The 16,375-nt window shown below is 66.3% G+C and carries 16 protein-coding genes and 1 pseudogene; 5 read left to right on the top strand and 12 right to left on the bottom strand.

What is annotated here, in order from left to right; genetic code table 11:
- Positions 1 to 116 precede the first annotated feature (116 nt).
- Together ACZ5IQ_RS25315 and ACZ5IQ_RS25320 are read left to right on the top strand one after the other, a co-directional pair.
- Positions 117 to 1,334: a sensor histidine kinase gene (locus tag ACZ5IQ_RS25315; RefSeq protein WP_212807184.1), complete on the top strand. Its 1,218-nt coding sequence runs from the start codon at positions 117 to 119 to the stop codon at positions 1,332 to 1,334.
- Positions 1,327 to 2,004: a response regulator gene (locus ACZ5IQ_RS25320; RefSeq protein WP_212807185.1), complete on the top strand. Its 678-nt coding sequence runs from the start codon at positions 1,327 to 1,329 to the stop codon at positions 2,002 to 2,004. Before ACZ5IQ_RS25315 ends, ACZ5IQ_RS25320 begins: the two co-directional genes overlap by 8 nt.
- Positions 2,005 to 2,015: 11 nt before the next feature.
- Here the strand turns inward: ACZ5IQ_RS25320 and ACZ5IQ_RS25325 are convergent, their stop codons facing one another.
- The gene (locus ACZ5IQ_RS25325; protein ID WP_212807186.1) at positions 2,016 to 2,795 is read right to left on the bottom strand and encodes a hypothetical protein; all 780 of its coding nucleotides are present in this window, start codon (positions 2,793 to 2,795) and stop codon (positions 2,016 to 2,018) included.
- 81 nt (positions 2,796 to 2,876) lie between these two features.
- Positions 2,877 to 3,728, bottom strand: a complete 852-nt coding sequence (locus tag ACZ5IQ_RS25330) for an SDR family oxidoreductase (protein WP_244872759.1) — start codon at positions 3,726 to 3,728, stop codon at positions 2,877 to 2,879.
- Between the two features lie 151 nt (positions 3,729 to 3,879).
- Here ACZ5IQ_RS25330 and ACZ5IQ_RS25335 point away from each other — a divergent pair, with 151 nt between their 5' ends.
- The 3 genes from ACZ5IQ_RS25335 to ACZ5IQ_RS25345 are packed head-to-tail and all read left to right on the top strand — an operon-like array spanning position 3,880 to position 5,905.
- Entirely contained in the window at positions 3,880 to 4,215 is a 336-nt protein-coding gene (locus ACZ5IQ_RS25335) for an intersectin-EH binding protein Ibp1 (protein ID WP_346416025.1), read from the top strand.
- Positions 4,216 to 4,238: 23 nt separating this feature from the next.
- Positions 4,239 to 4,403 carry a hypothetical protein gene (locus ACZ5IQ_RS25340; RefSeq protein ID WP_090562895.1) on the top strand — a complete coding sequence of 55 codons (165 nt, stop codon included), beginning with the start codon at positions 4,239 to 4,241 and terminating at the stop codon, positions 4,401 to 4,403.
- Positions 4,400 to 5,905 (top strand): alpha,alpha-trehalose-phosphate synthase (UDP-forming), encoded by a 1,506-nt coding sequence (locus ACZ5IQ_RS25345; RefSeq protein WP_043984614.1) that lies wholly within the window; start codon positions 4,400 to 4,402, stop codon positions 5,903 to 5,905. The genes ACZ5IQ_RS25340 and ACZ5IQ_RS25345 overlap by 4 nt, the downstream gene beginning before the upstream one ends.
- 59 nt (positions 5,906 to 5,964) lie before the next feature.
- Here the strand turns inward: ACZ5IQ_RS25345 and ACZ5IQ_RS25350 are convergent, their stop codons facing one another.
- From ACZ5IQ_RS25350 to ACZ5IQ_RS25395, 10 genes and pseudogenes are all read right to left on the bottom strand, one after another.
- Complete coding sequence (locus ACZ5IQ_RS25350; RefSeq protein ID WP_043984613.1) at positions 5,965 to 6,453, bottom strand: mammalian cell entry protein; 489 nt, start codon at positions 6,451 to 6,453, stop codon at positions 5,965 to 5,967.
- Positions 6,453 to 7,179: pseudogene (locus tag ACZ5IQ_RS25355) on the bottom strand (mammalian cell entry protein). Before ACZ5IQ_RS25355 ends, ACZ5IQ_RS25350 begins: the two are co-directional and overlap by 1 nt.
- A complete protein-coding gene (locus ACZ5IQ_RS25360; RefSeq protein ID WP_043984679.1) occupies positions 7,179 to 8,834 on the bottom strand; it encodes an MCE family protein in 1,656 nt (551 codons plus the stop codon). The pseudogene ACZ5IQ_RS25355 and the gene ACZ5IQ_RS25360 overlap by 1 nt, the downstream one beginning before the upstream one ends.
- Positions 8,835 to 8,836: 2 nt before the next feature.
- Positions 8,837 to 10,006 (bottom strand): MCE family protein, encoded by a 1,170-nt coding sequence (locus ACZ5IQ_RS25365; protein ID WP_043984611.1) that lies wholly within the window; start codon positions 10,004 to 10,006, stop codon positions 8,837 to 8,839.
- On the bottom strand, positions 10,006 to 11,424 hold the full coding sequence (locus ACZ5IQ_RS25370) for an MCE family protein (protein WP_043984610.1): 1,419 nt from the start codon (positions 11,422 to 11,424) through the stop codon (positions 10,006 to 10,008). The genes ACZ5IQ_RS25365 and ACZ5IQ_RS25370 overlap by 1 nt, the downstream gene beginning before the upstream one ends.
- The gene (locus tag ACZ5IQ_RS25375) at positions 11,424 to 12,479 is read right to left on the bottom strand and encodes an MCE family protein (RefSeq protein ID WP_043984609.1); all 1,056 of its coding nucleotides are present in this window, start codon (positions 12,477 to 12,479) and stop codon (positions 11,424 to 11,426) included. The genes ACZ5IQ_RS25370 and ACZ5IQ_RS25375 overlap by 1 nt, the downstream gene beginning before the upstream one ends.
- Positions 12,472 to 13,506 (bottom strand): MCE family protein, encoded by a 1,035-nt coding sequence (locus ACZ5IQ_RS25380; RefSeq protein ID WP_043984608.1) that lies wholly within the window; start codon positions 13,504 to 13,506, stop codon positions 12,472 to 12,474. Before ACZ5IQ_RS25380 ends, ACZ5IQ_RS25375 begins: the two co-directional genes overlap by 8 nt.
- A gap of 25 nt (positions 13,507 to 13,531) precedes the next feature.
- Positions 13,532 to 14,734: an MCE family protein gene (locus ACZ5IQ_RS25385; RefSeq protein WP_464480446.1), complete on the bottom strand. Its 1,203-nt coding sequence runs from the start codon at positions 14,732 to 14,734 to the stop codon at positions 13,532 to 13,534.
- Positions 14,735 to 14,747: 13 nt separating this feature from the next.
- Positions 14,748 to 15,590 (bottom strand): MlaE family ABC transporter permease, encoded by an 843-nt coding sequence (locus tag ACZ5IQ_RS25390; protein ID WP_073696005.1) that lies wholly within the window; start codon positions 15,588 to 15,590, stop codon positions 14,748 to 14,750.
- 7 nt (positions 15,591 to 15,597) lie between these two features.
- Positions 15,598 to 16,362 (bottom strand): MlaE family ABC transporter permease, encoded by a 765-nt coding sequence (locus ACZ5IQ_RS25395; protein WP_029105067.1) that lies wholly within the window; start codon positions 16,360 to 16,362, stop codon positions 15,598 to 15,600.
- Between the last annotated feature and the right edge of the window lie 13 nt (positions 16,363 to 16,375).

Genomic DNA, 16,375 nt, shown 5'->3' on the forward strand with positions numbered 1-16,375 from the left:
GACCAGGGCCCGTAAACGTCGTGCTGCGGACGAGACCGGGCCTCCTACCGTGGTAGGAGGCCCGAGCCGTCCCGCGAATGATGTGTAAAACCCGGCACCGGCTCTACGCTGGCGGTATGGGCCGGCTCCGTGACTTCGCGCTGCGTCGGCGCGCCCTTGTGCCCTACGACTACCCCTTCACCGTGCCGGTAGTGATGTACAGCGGCACCCTGATGGCCCTCGGCGCCGCAGCGGTGCAGCGTGACTTCACACGTCCGTGGCTGCTCGTCGTCGCCAGTTTGCTTGCCCTGGCCCCGATCGTGGTGTTCATCTTCATCGGTGTGAAACCGCCCCCGTTGGCCGCCGCGGCCTTCGGTTTGTCCGCAGTGGCAGTACTGATGTCGTGGCCGCCGGTCAGCAACGACACCGCGCCGTGTCTGCTGCTGTTCGTGCTCGGCGAGATTTTTGCCCTCAGTTCGTGGCGAGACGGTCTCATCGTCGCCGCAGCATCTGCGGTGCTATTGCTCGTCGCATCCCACACCGGCCACCTCGTCACACCGCTGCTCTATGTCGCGTTCCTGCCGCTGGCCGCAATGATCGGCCGAATCCTGCAATTGCAACAGCGACTGGTCCTGCACGAACGCGAGCGCCAAGTTGCCCTCGCCGAGCAGGCGGCGGCAGACGAGCGCCGACGGATCGCCCGCGAGGTACACGACGTGATCGCGCACTCGCTGTCGGTCACGATGCTGCATCTGACCGGTGCCCGGCGCGCCCTGCAAGAGGACAACGACATCGACGACGCCGTTGACGGCCTGCTCGACGCCGAGCGCCTGGGACGACAAGCCATGTCGGACATCCGGCAGACTGTCGGTCTGCTCAGCGCAGGCGACATCACACCACTACGCGCCACACCCGAGCCCGGGCTGTCCGATATCCCTGAGCTCGTCGAGAGTTTCGCCTCGGCGGGCCTGCGCGTCGACTCGCGTCTGGAGGCCGACGAGGCGGACGTCACCGCGGGAGTCGGGCTGGCGCTCTTCCGGGTCACACAGGAGTCGTTGGCCAACATCGCTAAACACGCACCAACTTCGGCCGTTGAGTTGCGGCTCCGCCTCGATGAAGGTGTCGCCGATCTGTCGGTGCGCAATTCCCTGCCAGGCCCCGTGGCCGCGGTGAAGCAGGGCGCAGGGCTGCCCGGCATGCGGCAGCGCATCGAAACCCTCGACGGGCAGTTCGAAGCCGGCCCTGGACCGCAAGGCTGGACCGTGCAGGCCCGCGTGCCGGTCGCACCCGCCACCACCGGGCACTGCGCCATGCACCGAATCCTGATGCCACGCACCGAGGTTCGTCATGACTGACGGTGCGGTACTGAAAGACGGTGCCACCGTCGACGTCCTGCTGGTCGATGATCAGGAACTCGTCCGCTCGGGCCTGCGCCGGATCCTGCGCCGCAAGGACGGCTTCGCCATCGTCGGTGAATGTGCCGACGGCGACGAGGTGCCGCGCGAGGTGCTCCGGTGCCGTCCCGACGTGGTGGTGATGGACCTGCGGATGAAGCGCGTCAGTGGTGTCGACGCCATCCGCGCCTTGCGCACAGGCGGCGGTCCACCGGCCTTGGCGCTCACCACTTTCGACGACGACGACCTGTTGTCCGCGGCGCTGCGCGCGGGGGCGTCGGGCTTCGTCCTCAAGGACTCACCGGCCGAGGAACTGATCCGGGCCGTGCACGCCGTCGCACGCGGTGAGGCGTACCTGGACCCGGCCGTCACCGCCCGGGTGCTGAACGGTTACCGGCGCGCGCCCGGCGCACCGTCGGACGACGTGGTCGACCGGCTCACCGCTCGCGAGCTCGACGTGCTGCAGCTGATCGGTTCCGGCGCGACCAACGCCGAGATCGCCGACCGCCTGGTCATCTCAGAGGTGACGGTGAAGAGCCACATCGGGCGCATCTTCACCAAGCTCGACCTGCGGGACAGGGCGGCCGCCATCGTCTACGCCTACGACCACGGCGTGGTGGCGCCGAAGTAGCGGCTACTCATCTACCCGGCGGCGAATTCCTTCAACTTCGCATCCAGCTGGTCTTTATCGGGGTAGCCGTACATTTTGTGGTTCGAGCCGTTGTACAAAGCCACTACCGGGCAGCTGGTCGAAGGGCCTCTCACCGAACCGAGACTCTTGATTCGCTTGCCAGTTTTGGCCTCGCGCAACTCCACTTCGTAGTCGACCGAGTAGCGACTCACGCGGTCCTTGTCGCCCCCGCTGTCGTATTCGCAGGTGCCCTCTTTCTTCTCGGTAGCCGACTGCCGCGACAGGCACGCGACGACATTGATCGACGAAGGCGGCAAATTGGCCCCGGAATAGTCTGCTCCGGCCCCCAGCAAGGTCACTGCCGACCACCCGGTCACCGACTCGTAGAACGTGACGACCTTGTACGGCTTTTGGTAGTCGGCGGCATTGCTCACCGAACCGTTCTTACAAACGGCCTTGAAATCGTCGGCCGTGTTCGCAGTAATCGGCGGTTCGCCCCGAACGCCCGCTGTGATACCGACAATCGCCGCGATGACCACCGGTATGGCGAAGATCGCGGCGACGACACCGATAATGCGGCCGGTGGTCTTTTTGGGCGGTGGCGGATAGTGCGACCACTGGCCCTGCGGGACGTGACCGTACGGCGCCTGGCCATACGGAGCTTGCCAATAGGGTTGCGGCCCTTGATTACCGGCGCCCGGCTGTGCCGCCGCCGGCCACTGCGGAGCCGGCGGCCCGTACTGCTGTCCAGGCCCTGGATAGCCGGGCGGCGGGTACGGGGGCTGCGTCATTCGTCGATCGTAAGCACAGCCAATGCCGGGGTTTGACGCCAAAAACCGGCCACGGGCCCTGCGCGGACGCCGGGTACGGCCTCAGTCGGCGAACACCCCGCGCATGGCGTCGGCGCCGAACATCGGTTCCATCATGGCCGAGAAGTCCGGGCCGCGGCGCAGCTTCTGACCACCGTCGACGTTGATCAGCTGACCGGTGATCCATTGCGATGCGTCGCTGAGCAGGAACAGCGCCAGGTTGGCGACGTCCTCGACCTCACCGGCCCGGGGCAGCGGTGTGCACTGCTTGTAATCCTCACGCAGCGGCTCGAATTCGAAGATGCTGGCCGCCACCAGATCGGTGCGGATCAGGCCAGGACGGATGCTGTTGGCCCGCACCCAGGACGCACCGAGCTCGTCGGCCGCGAGCTGCACGAGGTGATCGAGCGCCGACTTGGTGACGCCGTACGGCCCGAACCAGCGGTGGGTGTTGCTCGCCGCGATCGACGAGATGCCGACGAACGAGCCGCCGCCACCGCGCACCATTTCCCGCGCGGTGTGCTTGACGACGTACATGCTGCCGTTGACGTTGAGGTCGACGGTCTGGCGCCACATCTCCGAATCCAGGTGAGTGACGGGCCCGACGGTCAGCGAGCCACCGGCACAGTGCACGGCACCGGAGAGCTTGCCGTTCCACGCGGCCGCGGTCGCGACGGCGCTGGCGACGTCGTCCTCGTTGGTGACGTCGGCGGTCTGGAAGCGGATGGCGCCCGGTCCCCCGGAGGCGGAGATCTCGTCGACGGCGGACTGCAACGTGGCCTCGGTGCGGCCCACGATGAGCGCGTTGCCGCCGGCGGCCACCACTCCTTGCGCGATGGCCTTACCGATGCCGCTGCCACCGCCGGTGATCAACACCGTCCGATCTGTCAGCCAACCCTGGACTGAAAACTGCACCGACGTACTCCTCTGGACAGATCAACGGGGAACACGTCTTGTATACACTTTTCAAAAGTTGTACACAACGCTGGTCGAGCGGCCAATTTTCCCGTTCGCGGCACAGCACGCGGGCGTACGCTGAAATTTTCGCCAACGAAAGCGTGACGCGATGAGCATTCAGATCCAGCGACGCCTCCTGGTGGCCGGCGGCTTCGCCTTCGCGACAGTCGCCGCACCCGCCGTATTCGCCCTGAGCGGCCCCGTGCCCGCCGCACTGCTCGGGGAGACCAACTGCCCGCCCGGCATGACGGAAAACCCCGTCAGCGGCTCCTGTTTCGAGGGCGGCAACGACCAGGCGCCGCCGCCGGTACAGGCGCCGACGAACCAGCTCGGCGAGATCAACGGCATTCCCTGCACCGGCCACAACACCGGCGAATGCATCGGCCTCTCGGAGGAACAGGTGCCCGAGGTACAGCCGCACTCGTCGGTGAGTTCCAGCCCGTAACAACATTCGCCTAAGGTTGTGTAATGCCTGCAAAAACTGATCCCGCCGATATCGGCGATGTGGAGCCCCTGGCCGACAGCACCGCCCGTCAGGCCCGCCGGGTCGTAGCCGCGTACGCAAACGATGCCGACGAATGTCGGATGTTCCTGTCCATGCTGGGTATCGGGCCCACGAAGCTCGACGCGTGACGGCCCGCGGAGGCAACGACGCTTCTGCGGCGTCCACCGCGAGTCCCAAAACCTCCAAGGGCGGCAAGTCCGCCGCGAAACCCGTCGGCAACTCCGACTTCGTCGTGGTCGCCAACCGGCTGCCCGTCGACATGGAACGGCTCCCCGACGGTTCGGTCACCTGGAAACGCAGCCCCGGCGGCCTCGTCACCGCGCTGGAGCCGCTGCTGCGCAAGCAGCGCGGCGCCTGGATCGGCTGGCCCGGCGTCGCTGACAGCGACGAAGATCCGATCGTCCAGGACGAGCTCACGATGTGTCCGGTCAGCATGTCGGCCGACGAGATCGCCGACTACTACGAGGGCTTCTCCAACGCGACGCTGTGGCCGCTGTACCACGACGTCATCGTCAAACCCATCTACCACCGGCACTGGTGGGACGCCTACGTCGCGGTCAACCGGCGCTTCGCCGAGGCCACGGCCCGCACCGCGGCCAAGGGCGCGACCGTCTGGGTGCAGGACTACCAGCTGCAACTGGTCCCCAAGATGCTGCGGGAGCTGCGTCCCGACCTGACCATCGGGTTCTTCCTGCACATCCCGTTCCCGCCCGTCGAGCTGTTCATGCAGATGCCGTGGCGCACCGAAATCATCGAAGGCCTGCTCGGCGCCGACCTGGTGGGCTTCCACCTTCCCGGCGGTGCGCAGAACTTCCTGGTGCTGGCCCGTCGACTGCTCGATGCCAACACATCGCGCCACACCATCGGTGTCCGGTCCCGGCTCGGCGAGGTGAGCCACGACGGCCGCACGGTCAAGGTCGGCGCGTTCCCCATCTCGATCGACTCGGCGGCGTTGGACGCGCAGGCCCGCAGCCGCACCATCCGGCAGCGCGCCCGTCAAATCCGCGATGAGCTGGGCAACCCACGCAAGATCATGCTGGGCGTGGACCGGCTGGACTACACCAAGGGCATCGACGTGCGGCTGCGCGCGTTCTCGGAGCTGCTCGCCGAAGGCCGGGCCAACCGGCACGACACCGTACTGGTCCAGCTGGCCACTCCGAGCCGCGAGCGCGTGGACAGTTACAAGGTCATGCGCGAAGACATCGAGCGCCAGGTCGGGCATATCAACGGCGAGTACAGCGAGGTCGGTCACGCGGTGGTGCACTACATGCACCGGGCGATCGGCCGCGAGGAACTCATCGCGTTCTTCGTCGCGGCCGACGTCATGCTGGTGACGCCGCTGCGCGACGGCATGAACCTGGTGGCCAAGGAGTACGTGGCGTGCCGCAGCGACCTCGGCGGCGCCCTCGTGCTGAGCGAATTCACCGGCGCCGCAGAGGAATTGCGGCAGGCATACCTGACCAACCCGCACCACCTGGACGGGGTCAAGGACGCCATTGCCGACGCCCTGACCCAGTCCCCCGAAGAGGGACGACGTCGCATGCGCGCGCTGCGTCGGCAGGTTTTGGCCCACGACGTCGACCGCTGGGCCCGGGCGTTCCTCGACGCCCTGTCGCACACCCGCGACTGACGCACCAAGATTTCAGGCCCCGGAGCAACCGCTCCGGGGCCTGAATCATGTTGGGGTACTTAGAAGATCGGCGTCATCTCGTCGATCAACCACTTGCCGTCGATCTTGCGGTAGTCGACCTTCAGCCGGCTGCCCTCGTAGTTGGGCTGCTTGCGCTCGTCGGTGATGACCCGGTTCACGAAAGCGAGAACTGTGCCCGAGTCGCGGTGCGACGAGATCATGCCCGCGCCAACGACATTCACCTGACTGATGAGCTTGCGCTTCACCGCGTCGTTGAAGATGTTGTTCTTGGCCGTCAGTTCCTCGTACCGCTTCCGGAACGCCGGCGTCATCAGCGTCAGCGCCTGCGTCGTGGACCGCTGCACGCTGCTGTACTCATAGCCAAGGATCTGTGGGATCTGGGACCTGGCCAGGCTGGGCAACTCGTCGGCCGTCGCCTGTTCGCCGGAAAGCTCCACGTGATTCCAGAACGCCGACCCGCCGAGCGCCCCGAGCGCCACCACGGCGACCGCCAACAGTGCGCCGAGCGCCACCAGCAACCGGTTCATCAGTTGCCTCCGTCCGGGTACTTGATGTCATAGGCACTCATGTGGCCGCTGTCGTCCTCGCGGATGAACACCCGCTGCCGGTACGGCGTCGACGGCTGGTTCACCCCGTTCATGTCGGACAGCGTCACGCGGACCGTCACCAGCACCTTCGCGATGTTGGAGGTGTTGTCGATGCTCTCCAGCGCCGCCGCGGTGATGACGGCCTCCGAGTTGGCCTGCGTCTGCTTGAACAGGTACTTCAGATTGTCGGCGTTGTTGCTCTGGTTCATCATGTCGCGCAGCGGGCCGGGGCCGATGCCATTGACGAAGCGGTTCACGCTCTCGTCGACGGTGTTCTGCGTGTAACTGAACATGTTGACCACGGTCTGCTTCGCGGTGTCGACGAACCGCTGATCACGGTCCTGCGTCGCCTCGATCTGCCCGTTGCCGTGCCAGAGGAACCAGGTGCCGCTTCGCCAGTGCCGCCACGAGCACGGCGACGACCGCCAGGCCGATGGTCATGACCAGCGACCGGTGCGGTTGCCGTCGCGGTGCCTGGATCGCGGGCCGCGCCTTGGTGGTCACCGATTCGGTTGATGATGTCTTGCTCGCGGTCGACGGAATCGCCACGTCGAGCACTGTTGCCTCTGCTGAACCGGCGGTGCCGGCGGGCCGTGAGGCCCGCCGCCGCGCGCGGCTCACCGGCGGCTTCGACGTCTCGTCCGTCGCAGCCGGTTCGTCACTCATTAAACCTGCCTTGGATCCTTCATCAGGTCGACCCAGGACTCGCCTGCGTCGCCGTTACTCGAGCCGGCGTTGAACACTCCCGTACCGCCGGCAGGGTCAGCGAAGACCCCGGTATTCGCATCGTACGTCGTGCTCTGCGGCCCCTTCGGCCCGCTTGCCTGCGGCTGGCCCTCGGGGCCGGGCGCCGGCGGGTTGTTGATCGCGTACGGCGGAGTCACCTGATCCGGCGGCGCGAAGAACGGCCAGGGCAGCGGCTGCGGACCCGGATCGCTCGGCGGGTACGGCAGCGGGAACGGCGCGTTGGGCGCAGGTCCCGGCCCGGCGGGCACCCCCGGCGGCAATTGCACCGACGGCGGGCCCGGGTCGTAGTCGGCGCCCGGCGGGATCATCGGGAACCGGTTCGGCGGGGTGATGTTCCGCGGGTCGTTGATCGGGGTGTCGTACGGCACTGGCGGACCGCGCCACGGGTTGCTGCCGAGCGGCACGTAACCACGCGGGTCACGGCAGATCTGCACCGTGGGGGCGCGCTTGCCCGGGTACTCCATGCACGGGTAGTTGCGGGCACCGCGGACGGTGCTCGGATCGCTCTGCGCGGTCTTGCAGTAGAGGTCCTTCGGCAGGTCGCGCACGGTGGTGTCGGCCGGTGTGCGGTTCTCCGGTGCCGGGATGAAGCCCGTCGAACATGCCGGCTGGCCGAGGCTGATCTTGAAGTCCAGCTTCGCACCTTCGTCGATGGGCACGCCACCGGCGTCGGTCAGTAGCGCCGCGATCAAGGCCGGGAAGATCACCAGCGCCTGCTCGATCGACTTGTGATAGATCACGCCGATCCGGCCGAAGTTGGCGAGGTTGGCCGCCAGCACCGGGAACGTCGGGCGGATGCCGTCGAACGTCTCGTTGACGGTGTCGACGGCGCCCGGGACGGTCTTGAGCACCGACCGAATCTGCGGGTCGGCCTGTGCGGCTTCACCGGTCAGCGTCGCGAGGCTGCTGGCCATGGTCTTGAGATCCGCGCCGGCGCGGATCTGCGCCTTCAGCAGCGGGCCGGCCTGATCGAGCAGCTTGTTGATCTCGTTGGTATTGGCGTTGGCCTCGTCCACCAGCAGCCGCGACGACTGGATCATCCGCGACAGCTCCGGACCCGATCCGTTGAACGCCTTGAACGACTCGCGCAGCAGGTCCTGCAACCGGGTGTTGCTGATGCTGCTGACCAGACTCTGGGCCTGGTTGAGCAGGTCCACGATGTCCTGTCCGACCGCGGTCCGGTCGACGCCGATGGTGGCGCCGTCCTTCAGCATGTTCTTCGAGGCGCTGGCGGGCGGCACCAGGTCGATGTACTGCTCACCGATCGCGGACACGCTCTTGACCGTGGCGGTGACGTTCTCCGGCACCGGGGTGTCGGTGTTGAGCCGCATCCGGGCCGTCACACCGTTGTCGGTCAGGCCGACGTTCGTCACGCGGCCGACCGTCACGCCGCGGTAGGTGACGTTGGCGTTCTGGTAGATGCCGCCACCGACGACGAACTTGGCGTCCACGTTGTAGACACCGAGACCGACAGCGGCCGGGAGGTGCAGGTAGGACGTCGTGATCAGGGCGAGGCAGATGACGGTGACGACACCGAAGATCGCCAGCTGGAAACGCGCAAGACGGGTCAACAACATTACGGCTTCGCCCCTCCATGTTGCGTCGCTGTGCCTGCTGGAATCTTGAACGGGTCGGCGGCCTGTCCGGACAGGTTCGCCAGCGCGCCCAGCAGGAAGTCCGGCGGGTTGATCACTTCGTCCAGGTGCCTCATGTTCGGGTCGAGACCCCCCGAGGTCGCAAAGATGGTCTCACCGAGGCGTCGCAGCGTCAGGTCGAACGTAACGTAGACGTTCAGGTAGTCACCGCGCACCGCGTTGCGGAAGTACTTGTTGGAGAACGGGAATGTGGGCAGCAGGTCCAGGTCGTGGATGAATTCGTCGGCGTTGTCGTTGAACGCCTTGATCACCGGGAAGATGTCCTTGAAGTCCGCGGCGAAGTCATCCTTGGTTGCGGACATGACCTTCGCGCCGACCACCGCGAGCTTCCGGAGCGCGGTGAACGCATCTACGATGTTCTTGCGGTTGTCGTTGAGGACCTTGATAGCACCGGGCAGCGTGTCCAGCGTGCGGCCAAGGCTGTCCGTGCTCTTCGCCAGGATCGAGGCGAAGCGGTTCAGCCCGTCCATGGCCCCGATGATGTCGGTGGTCTGCTTGTCCAGGGACTGGGTGAGCTCGGCCAACCGCGGGATGAAGTCGACGAACTGCCCCGCCCGGCCGGCGACCGCGGCATAGGCCTCATCGGTGATGTCCTGCAGCGCACCGAGATTGCCCTTGTTCACCACCAGGCCCAGCGACGACAGCACCTCTTCGGTGGTCGGATACCGGCCGGTGTGCGCCAGCGGAATCTCCGAGCCCTGCTTGAGCCGGCCCTGCGGCGCTTCCCCGACAGGTTCCGACAGCTGCACGTGCTGCGAGCCGAGCAGCGAGGTCTGGGCGACCTTCGCCCGCGCGTTCGCCGGCAGCTTCACATCGCCGTTGATCGACAGCTTCGCCGCGGCATAGAACGTGCCGTCCGCACGCTGGACCGCGTCCAGGCCCGACACGCTGCCGACGGTGACGTCGTTGACCATCACCGGCGAGTTCTGCGGCAACGTCGCGACGTCCGGCAGCTGCACCGTGACGGTGTAGGAACCGGCGCCGTGGCCCTGGGTACCCGGCATGTCCAGCGAGTTCAGGCCACCGAACTGGCAACCGGCGAGCACCACGGCACTCGATCCGAGTGCCAGGACTTTTCCAACCGTCTTCATCAGTTGCCTCCGGCTTCAGCGGGCAGCGGTGCGCCCACCGGGGCTGCGGGCGCCGGGGCGGGGCCGGGCAGCGGACCAGAACCGTTCAGCGGCGTCGAGCCCGGTCCCACCGGCGGCGTGGCCGGCGAAATCTGACCCGGAATGGCCGGCGGCGGCAGGATTAGGTCGCTGAGCGTCCCGTCCGGCTGGACCTTCGGCGGGACGACGCCAGGGGCGGCGTTCCACTGCAGGTACGGCACCGGAGTCTGCGCCTTGGCTTCAGTCTGCGGGGTGTCGTAGATGACCTGGCCCTTATATGCCGTGATGCTGTTGATCGGATGGAACAGCACGGGCGGGTAGTTCATCGCGATCCGGCGCAGCACCGGACCCATGCGCTGACGGCAGATTTCCGCCCGCTTGTAGTTGTCCGGAGAGGCACCGATGTCGAAGTTGCCGCCGCACAGGAATTGCACCGGGTTCGCGAAGTTTGGCAGCGACAGCAGACCGTCCAGCGAGCCCTGCGCCGGGTTGTAGATGTTGTAGAAGTTGGCCAGACCGTTCGGCGTGATATGCAGAACCTGCTCGATATTGTCGCTGTTGTCGGTCAGCACCTGGGTGAATTCGGCCAGCTTGCCGACCTGGTCGATCAGCGCCGCGTTGTTGTCCTTCAGCAGGCCCTTGACGTCACCCAGCGCCTGGTTCAGGGCGCCAAGGGTCTGGTCCAGACCGGCCGAGCTCTCCGCCAGCACCTGCGAGACGGACGCGACGTGGTCGGTGAACTGCACGATCTGCTCGTTGCTGCCGGACAGCGCGTTGACCAGAATCTGCAGGTTCTTGATGGTGCCGAACAGGTCGCCACGCGAATCACCAAGGCGCCCAGCGGTTTGCGACAGTTCACGCAAGGCGTTGCGGAACGAATCGCCCTTGCCATCGAGGGTGTCGGCGGCCTGGTTGATGAACGCACCGAGCGGACCCTGCGGGGCACCGTCCTGCGGGCCGAGCTGAGCGCTGAGCTGGGTCAATTGCTTCTTGACGTCGTCCCACTCGACCGGGACACCGGTCCGGGCCAGCGGCACCTCGGCGCCGTTGGCCAGCGCCGCTCCGCCGTTGTAGACGGGGGTGAACTGCACGAACCGCGCCGCCACCAGGTTCGGCGAGATGATGATCGCCCGCGCGTCGGCCGGGATCTTCACGCCGTCCTTGACGGTCATGCTGACCTTGACCGAATTAGCCTGCGGCTCAACCGAATCGATGGTGCCGACCGGAACCCCCAGCACTCGCACCTCGTCGCCGGCGTACAGGCCCACGGCGTTGGTGAAGTGAGCGACCACCTTGTGACCGCCATGTGACGGCCACAGCAGATAGGCGCCGGCAGCCACCAGCGCGACCACCACGGCTACGACCGCAAGGATCGCGCCCCGCGAGTTCATGTTCTTCATCATGGCGACTTCGGCCTCACGACGATCCGTTCAGAGATGTAGCCCTTCAGCATGTCGCCGAGGCTGGCCGGCAGCTTGCCCGGCTGGAAGTACGTGTCGAGCAGGACTTCCGACATCGTCGAGGGCGGTAGGCCGTACAGGTTGATGTTGAAGCCCGGGCCGTTACCGACCACCTCGCCGAGCGTGGTTGCGTAACCCGGCAGGCGCTTGAGCGCCTCACTGATGTGCTCTTTGCGTTTCAGCAGCTCGTCCAGCACCAGGTTCAGCTGCTTGAGCGCCGGCCCGAACTCGCGCTTGTTGTCCGCGACGAATCCGGAAAGCTGTTGCGACACACCGCGAATACCGGAGATCAGCGTGCTGATCGACTGGCGCCGCTCGTCCAGCGCGGCGAACAGCTGATTGCCGTCGATCACCAGTTTGTTCACCTGGTCGGCACGTTGCGCCAGGGTGTCGGACACCTTCTTGGCGTGGCCCAGCAGCTGCTCGAGCGCCTGGTCGCGCTTGTTGAGGCTCCGAGACAGGGCTGCCACCCCGTCCAGCGCGCCGCGCAACTGCGGCGTCGCGTCGTGCAGCGTGTCGGTCAGCACCTTGAGCGCCTGCTCCATCTGCGGCTTGTCCAGCTCGCTGCTGTTCTGGCCCAGGTCCTGCAGCGCGGTGTTGATCGTGTACGGAGTCGTGGTGCGGCCCAACGGGATAACCGTTGCTTCCTTCGTACCCTTCGGGGTCACCCAGAGGGACTTCTGACCCAGCACCGTGTCGGTCTTGATCGACACCAGCGACTGGTCACCGACCCGGATCTGGCGGTCGACGGTGAAGTTCACCTTCGCGGCCGTACCGGCGAGCTCCACGGTGCCCACCTTGCCGACCTTGATGCCCGACACCCGGACGTCGCTGCCCGGCGTGATGCCACCGGCGTCATTGAAGAACGCCGAGTAGTTCTTGCCCTGCGGAAAGAACGGCAGTCCGGTGTACCCGAACGAGATCAGCACGAGGCACGTCACGAGGAAGACGCCGAGTACGCCGGTGCGGACCGGATCCTTTTCCGGCTTAGCCATTTTCGGAGCACCTGCCCTTCGACGGATCCGCAGGACCACCGAACGGCACGATCAGGTCGCTGCCCGCGGGGCCGCTCATCTTGATCTTGACCGAGCAGTAGTAGATATTGAAGAACGCGCCGTACGCACCCAGGGCGTTGAGCCGCAGATAGTTCTCTGCGAGGTTCTCGATGACCGGGTTCACTTCGGCTCGGCGCTCGTACATGCGCTGCGCGAACGGGCGGGCGTTCTCGATGACGCCCTGCACCGGGCGCCGTGACTTCTGCAGCATCTCGGTCAGGTCGTTCTCGGCCGAGGCCAGCGGGCCGATGGCACCGGCGATCGGGTCACGCCCCTCGGCCAGGCCGCTGATGAGCTGCTGCAGCCGGTCGATGCTGGTGTTGAACTGGGAGCCCTTGGCGTCGACCGTCGTGAGCATCGTGTTGAGGTTGGTGATGGTGTCGCCGATCAGCTGGTCCCGCTCACCGAGCGTCTGGCCGAACGAACTGGTACTGGACAGCAGGTCGTTCAGCGCGCCGCCCTGCCCCTGCAGGGCCTCGATCATGGCGGCGGTGATCTCGTTGACCTTCTCGCCGTCCAGGCCCTTGACCACCGGGCGCAAACCACCGAGCAGCGCGTCGAGGTCAAGCGCCGGCTGGGTGTTGGCGAGGACGACGGTGCCGCCGGGGGGGAGCTTGCGCAGCTCGCCGGGGCCGGAGGCGATTTCCAGGTACCGGTCACCGACGAGGTTCTGGTAGCGGACGAGGGCACGGCTCGAGGTGTAGAGCTGGTACCGCTCGTTGAGGGTGAACTTGACGTCGACGGTGTTGTCGCTCTTGAGCTTGACGCTCTTCACCGAACCGACCTGCACGCCCGCGATGCGGACGTCCTCACCGGCCTTGAGCCGGGACGCGTCGGTGAAGTTGGCGTGGTAGGTGGACGTCGAGGCGAATCGGAACTGGCCGAACACCACTACCAGGCCGGCAGCGACCAGCAACATCACGACGGTGAACACCGTGACGTTGATCATTTCGCGCTTGTGTCTCATGGGCGGCCCCACTCACTCGCGGACATCAGTAGCGGTCCCTCTCTGCGTAGGCACCGGAGAACAGGAACTGCAGCGTCGAGGGAGCGTCGAACTGCAATTCGGTGTTCGGCTGGTATGGGATGTAGGCGTTGTCGGTCACCAGGAACGGCGTGTGGTACCACGAGCCGCCGTACTGTTTGGACGGGACGTCCGGAAGGCCACGGCAGTTCGGGCCACCGGAGGCGTTCACCATCGGCAGGCTCTCGGGGTAGGTGTAGTTGGGCGCACCCGGGAAGAAGTTCGAGGACACGAACAGACCCGGCTTGACGCCACCGAAGACCGGACCGAAGCGGTCCACTGCCTTCGACACACCTTGCAGCAGACACGGCAGCTCCGGTGAGTACTCGCCGAGAACCTTCAGCGGCGCGCGCAGGCGCTGGATGGCGGCGATGTAGTCGTCGGCGGCCGGCGAGATGGTCGCGTAGGCGTTGTTGGCGAACCCGGTGGATGCCAGCAGCGCCGCGTTCAGGTCGTTCTGCTCGTCGGTCAGCGTCTTGCTGACGGTCGGCGCGTTGTCCAGAATCTTGGCCAGGTCGGGCGCGGCGTCACCGTAGATGCCGGCGACGGTCGCGGTGTCCTTGAAGTCCTGCTGCAGGGTCGGCAGCTTGGGGTTGAAGTACTCGAGGTACTTGCTCAGCCCGGCCGCCGCGGCACCGGCGTCGTCGCCGTGGCCCCGCAGGCCTTCGCCGAGCGCGGTCACCGTGGCGTTCAGGTTGACGGGGTCGATCTTGTCGAGCAGGTCCGTCAGGGTCTGGAAGACGGTGTTCATCTCCAGCTGGACGTCCTTGGCCTGCACCTGCGCGCCGGGCCGCAGTGACTCCTTCGACGGATGCTCGGGCGGGAGGAACTCGACCGACTTGGCGCCGAACACCGTCGTGCTGCCGAGCCGGACCCGGGCGTTCGACGGGATGTAGCGCATCTGGTCGCTCAGGACCGCCAGATTCAGCTTCGCCTGGTCGCCGGCGTACTCGATGGTCTCGACCTTGCCGACCTGGATGCCGCGGTACTTGACCTTGGCATCGGGATCCATGACCAGGCCGGCGCGGGGCGCCATGACCGAGACGGTGTCGGTGGGGGTGAAGGCCGCGGTGTACGACAAGTAGGTGAACACCACGGCGGCCAGCATGATGCTGATCAGCACCGCTGCCGCGAGCCTCACATGGCTGCGTTTAGGACCGCCGGAAGACATCGTCGTGCACCCCCTATCCGGAGAGGTTGAAGTTGCCGGACGCGCCGTACACGGCCAGGGAGATGAGCAGGACGATCGTGACGACCACGATCAGCGAGGTCCGCACGGCCTGACCGACGGCGATGCCCACGCCGACGGGTCCGCCACTGGCGTTGTAGCCGTAGTAGGTGTGCACCAGCATCACCGCGACGGACATGACGATGGCCTGCAGGAATGACCACAGCAGGTCAGTGGGCACCATGAAGGTGCTGAAGTAGTGGTCGTAGAGGCCGGCCGACTGGCCGTTGATGTACACCGTGGCGGCCCGCGCTGCGAAGAACGACGCCAGGACGGCGAGTGCGTACAGCGGGATGACGGCGATCAGGCCCGCGATGATCCGGGTGGACACCAGGTAGGACACCGAGTGCACCGCCATCGATTCGACGGCGTCGATCTCCTCGGCCACGCGCATGGCGCCCAGCTGCGCGGTACAGCCGGCCCCGATCGTGGCGGCCAGCGCGATACCCGCGATGATCGGCGCGACGATGCGGACGTTGAGGAACGCGGACAGGAAGCCCGTCAGCGCCTCGATACCGATGTTGCCCAGCGACGAGTAACCCTGGACCGCGATGACGCCACCGGAGGCGAGCGTCATGAACGCCGCGACGCCGACGGTGCCGCCGATCATCACCAGCGCGCCGGTGCCCATGGTCATCTCGGCGATCAGCCGGATGGTCTCGCGGCGGTAGCGGGTAAGCGCGTTGGGGATGTACCGGAAGGACTCCCCGTAGAACAGCGCCTGCTCACCGATGCCGTCGAAGACGGCGGGCACGGCCCGGAACATTCGTTTGAATCTGAGGGTTGCGTCGTAGCTCATGGCCGAATCACCTCACCAGTACTCGGACGCCGATGGCGGTCATGATCACGTTGATGACGAACAGACAGATGAAGGCGTAGACCACGGTCTCGTTCACCGCGATGCCGACGCCCTTGGGGCCGCCCTTGACGGTGAGGCCGCGGTAGCAGCCGACCATGCCGGCGAGCAGGCCGAACAACACGGCCTTGATCTCGGCGAGCATCAGCTCGCCCAGGCCCGTCAGCACCGTCAGGCCGTTGATGAACGAACCCGGGTTGACGCCCTGCAGGAAGACGGAGAAGACGTAGCCGCCCGAGATGCCGATGGCGCACACCAGGTTGTTCAGCAGCACGGCGACAAAGGTCGACGCGAGGACGCGGGGCACGACCAGCCGCTGGATCGGGTCGATGCCGAGCACGCGCATCGCGTCGATCTCTTCGCGGATGGTGCGGGCGCCCAGGTCGGCGCAGATTGCGGTGGCACCCGCGCCGGCGACCACCAGCACGGTGACGACGGGGCCCAGCTGGGTGACCGTGCCGAATGCGGTGCCGGCGCCGGAGAGGTCGGCGGCGCCGATCTCACGCAGCAGGATGTTCAGCGTGAAGGCGACCAGCACGGTGAACGGAATGGCGACGAGCAGGGTCGGCACGAGCGATACGCGGGCGATCATCCAGGTTTGTTCGAAGAACTCCCGGAATTGAAAAGGGCGACGCCACATCTTTGTGAATGTGTCGAGGGCCATTTCGAAGAACCCGCCGACGGCCCGGGCCGGAGCCGCAAGCTGTTCGATCAACCTTCGACTCCAT

The organism is Mycobacterium toneyamaense (assembly GCF_055384815.1).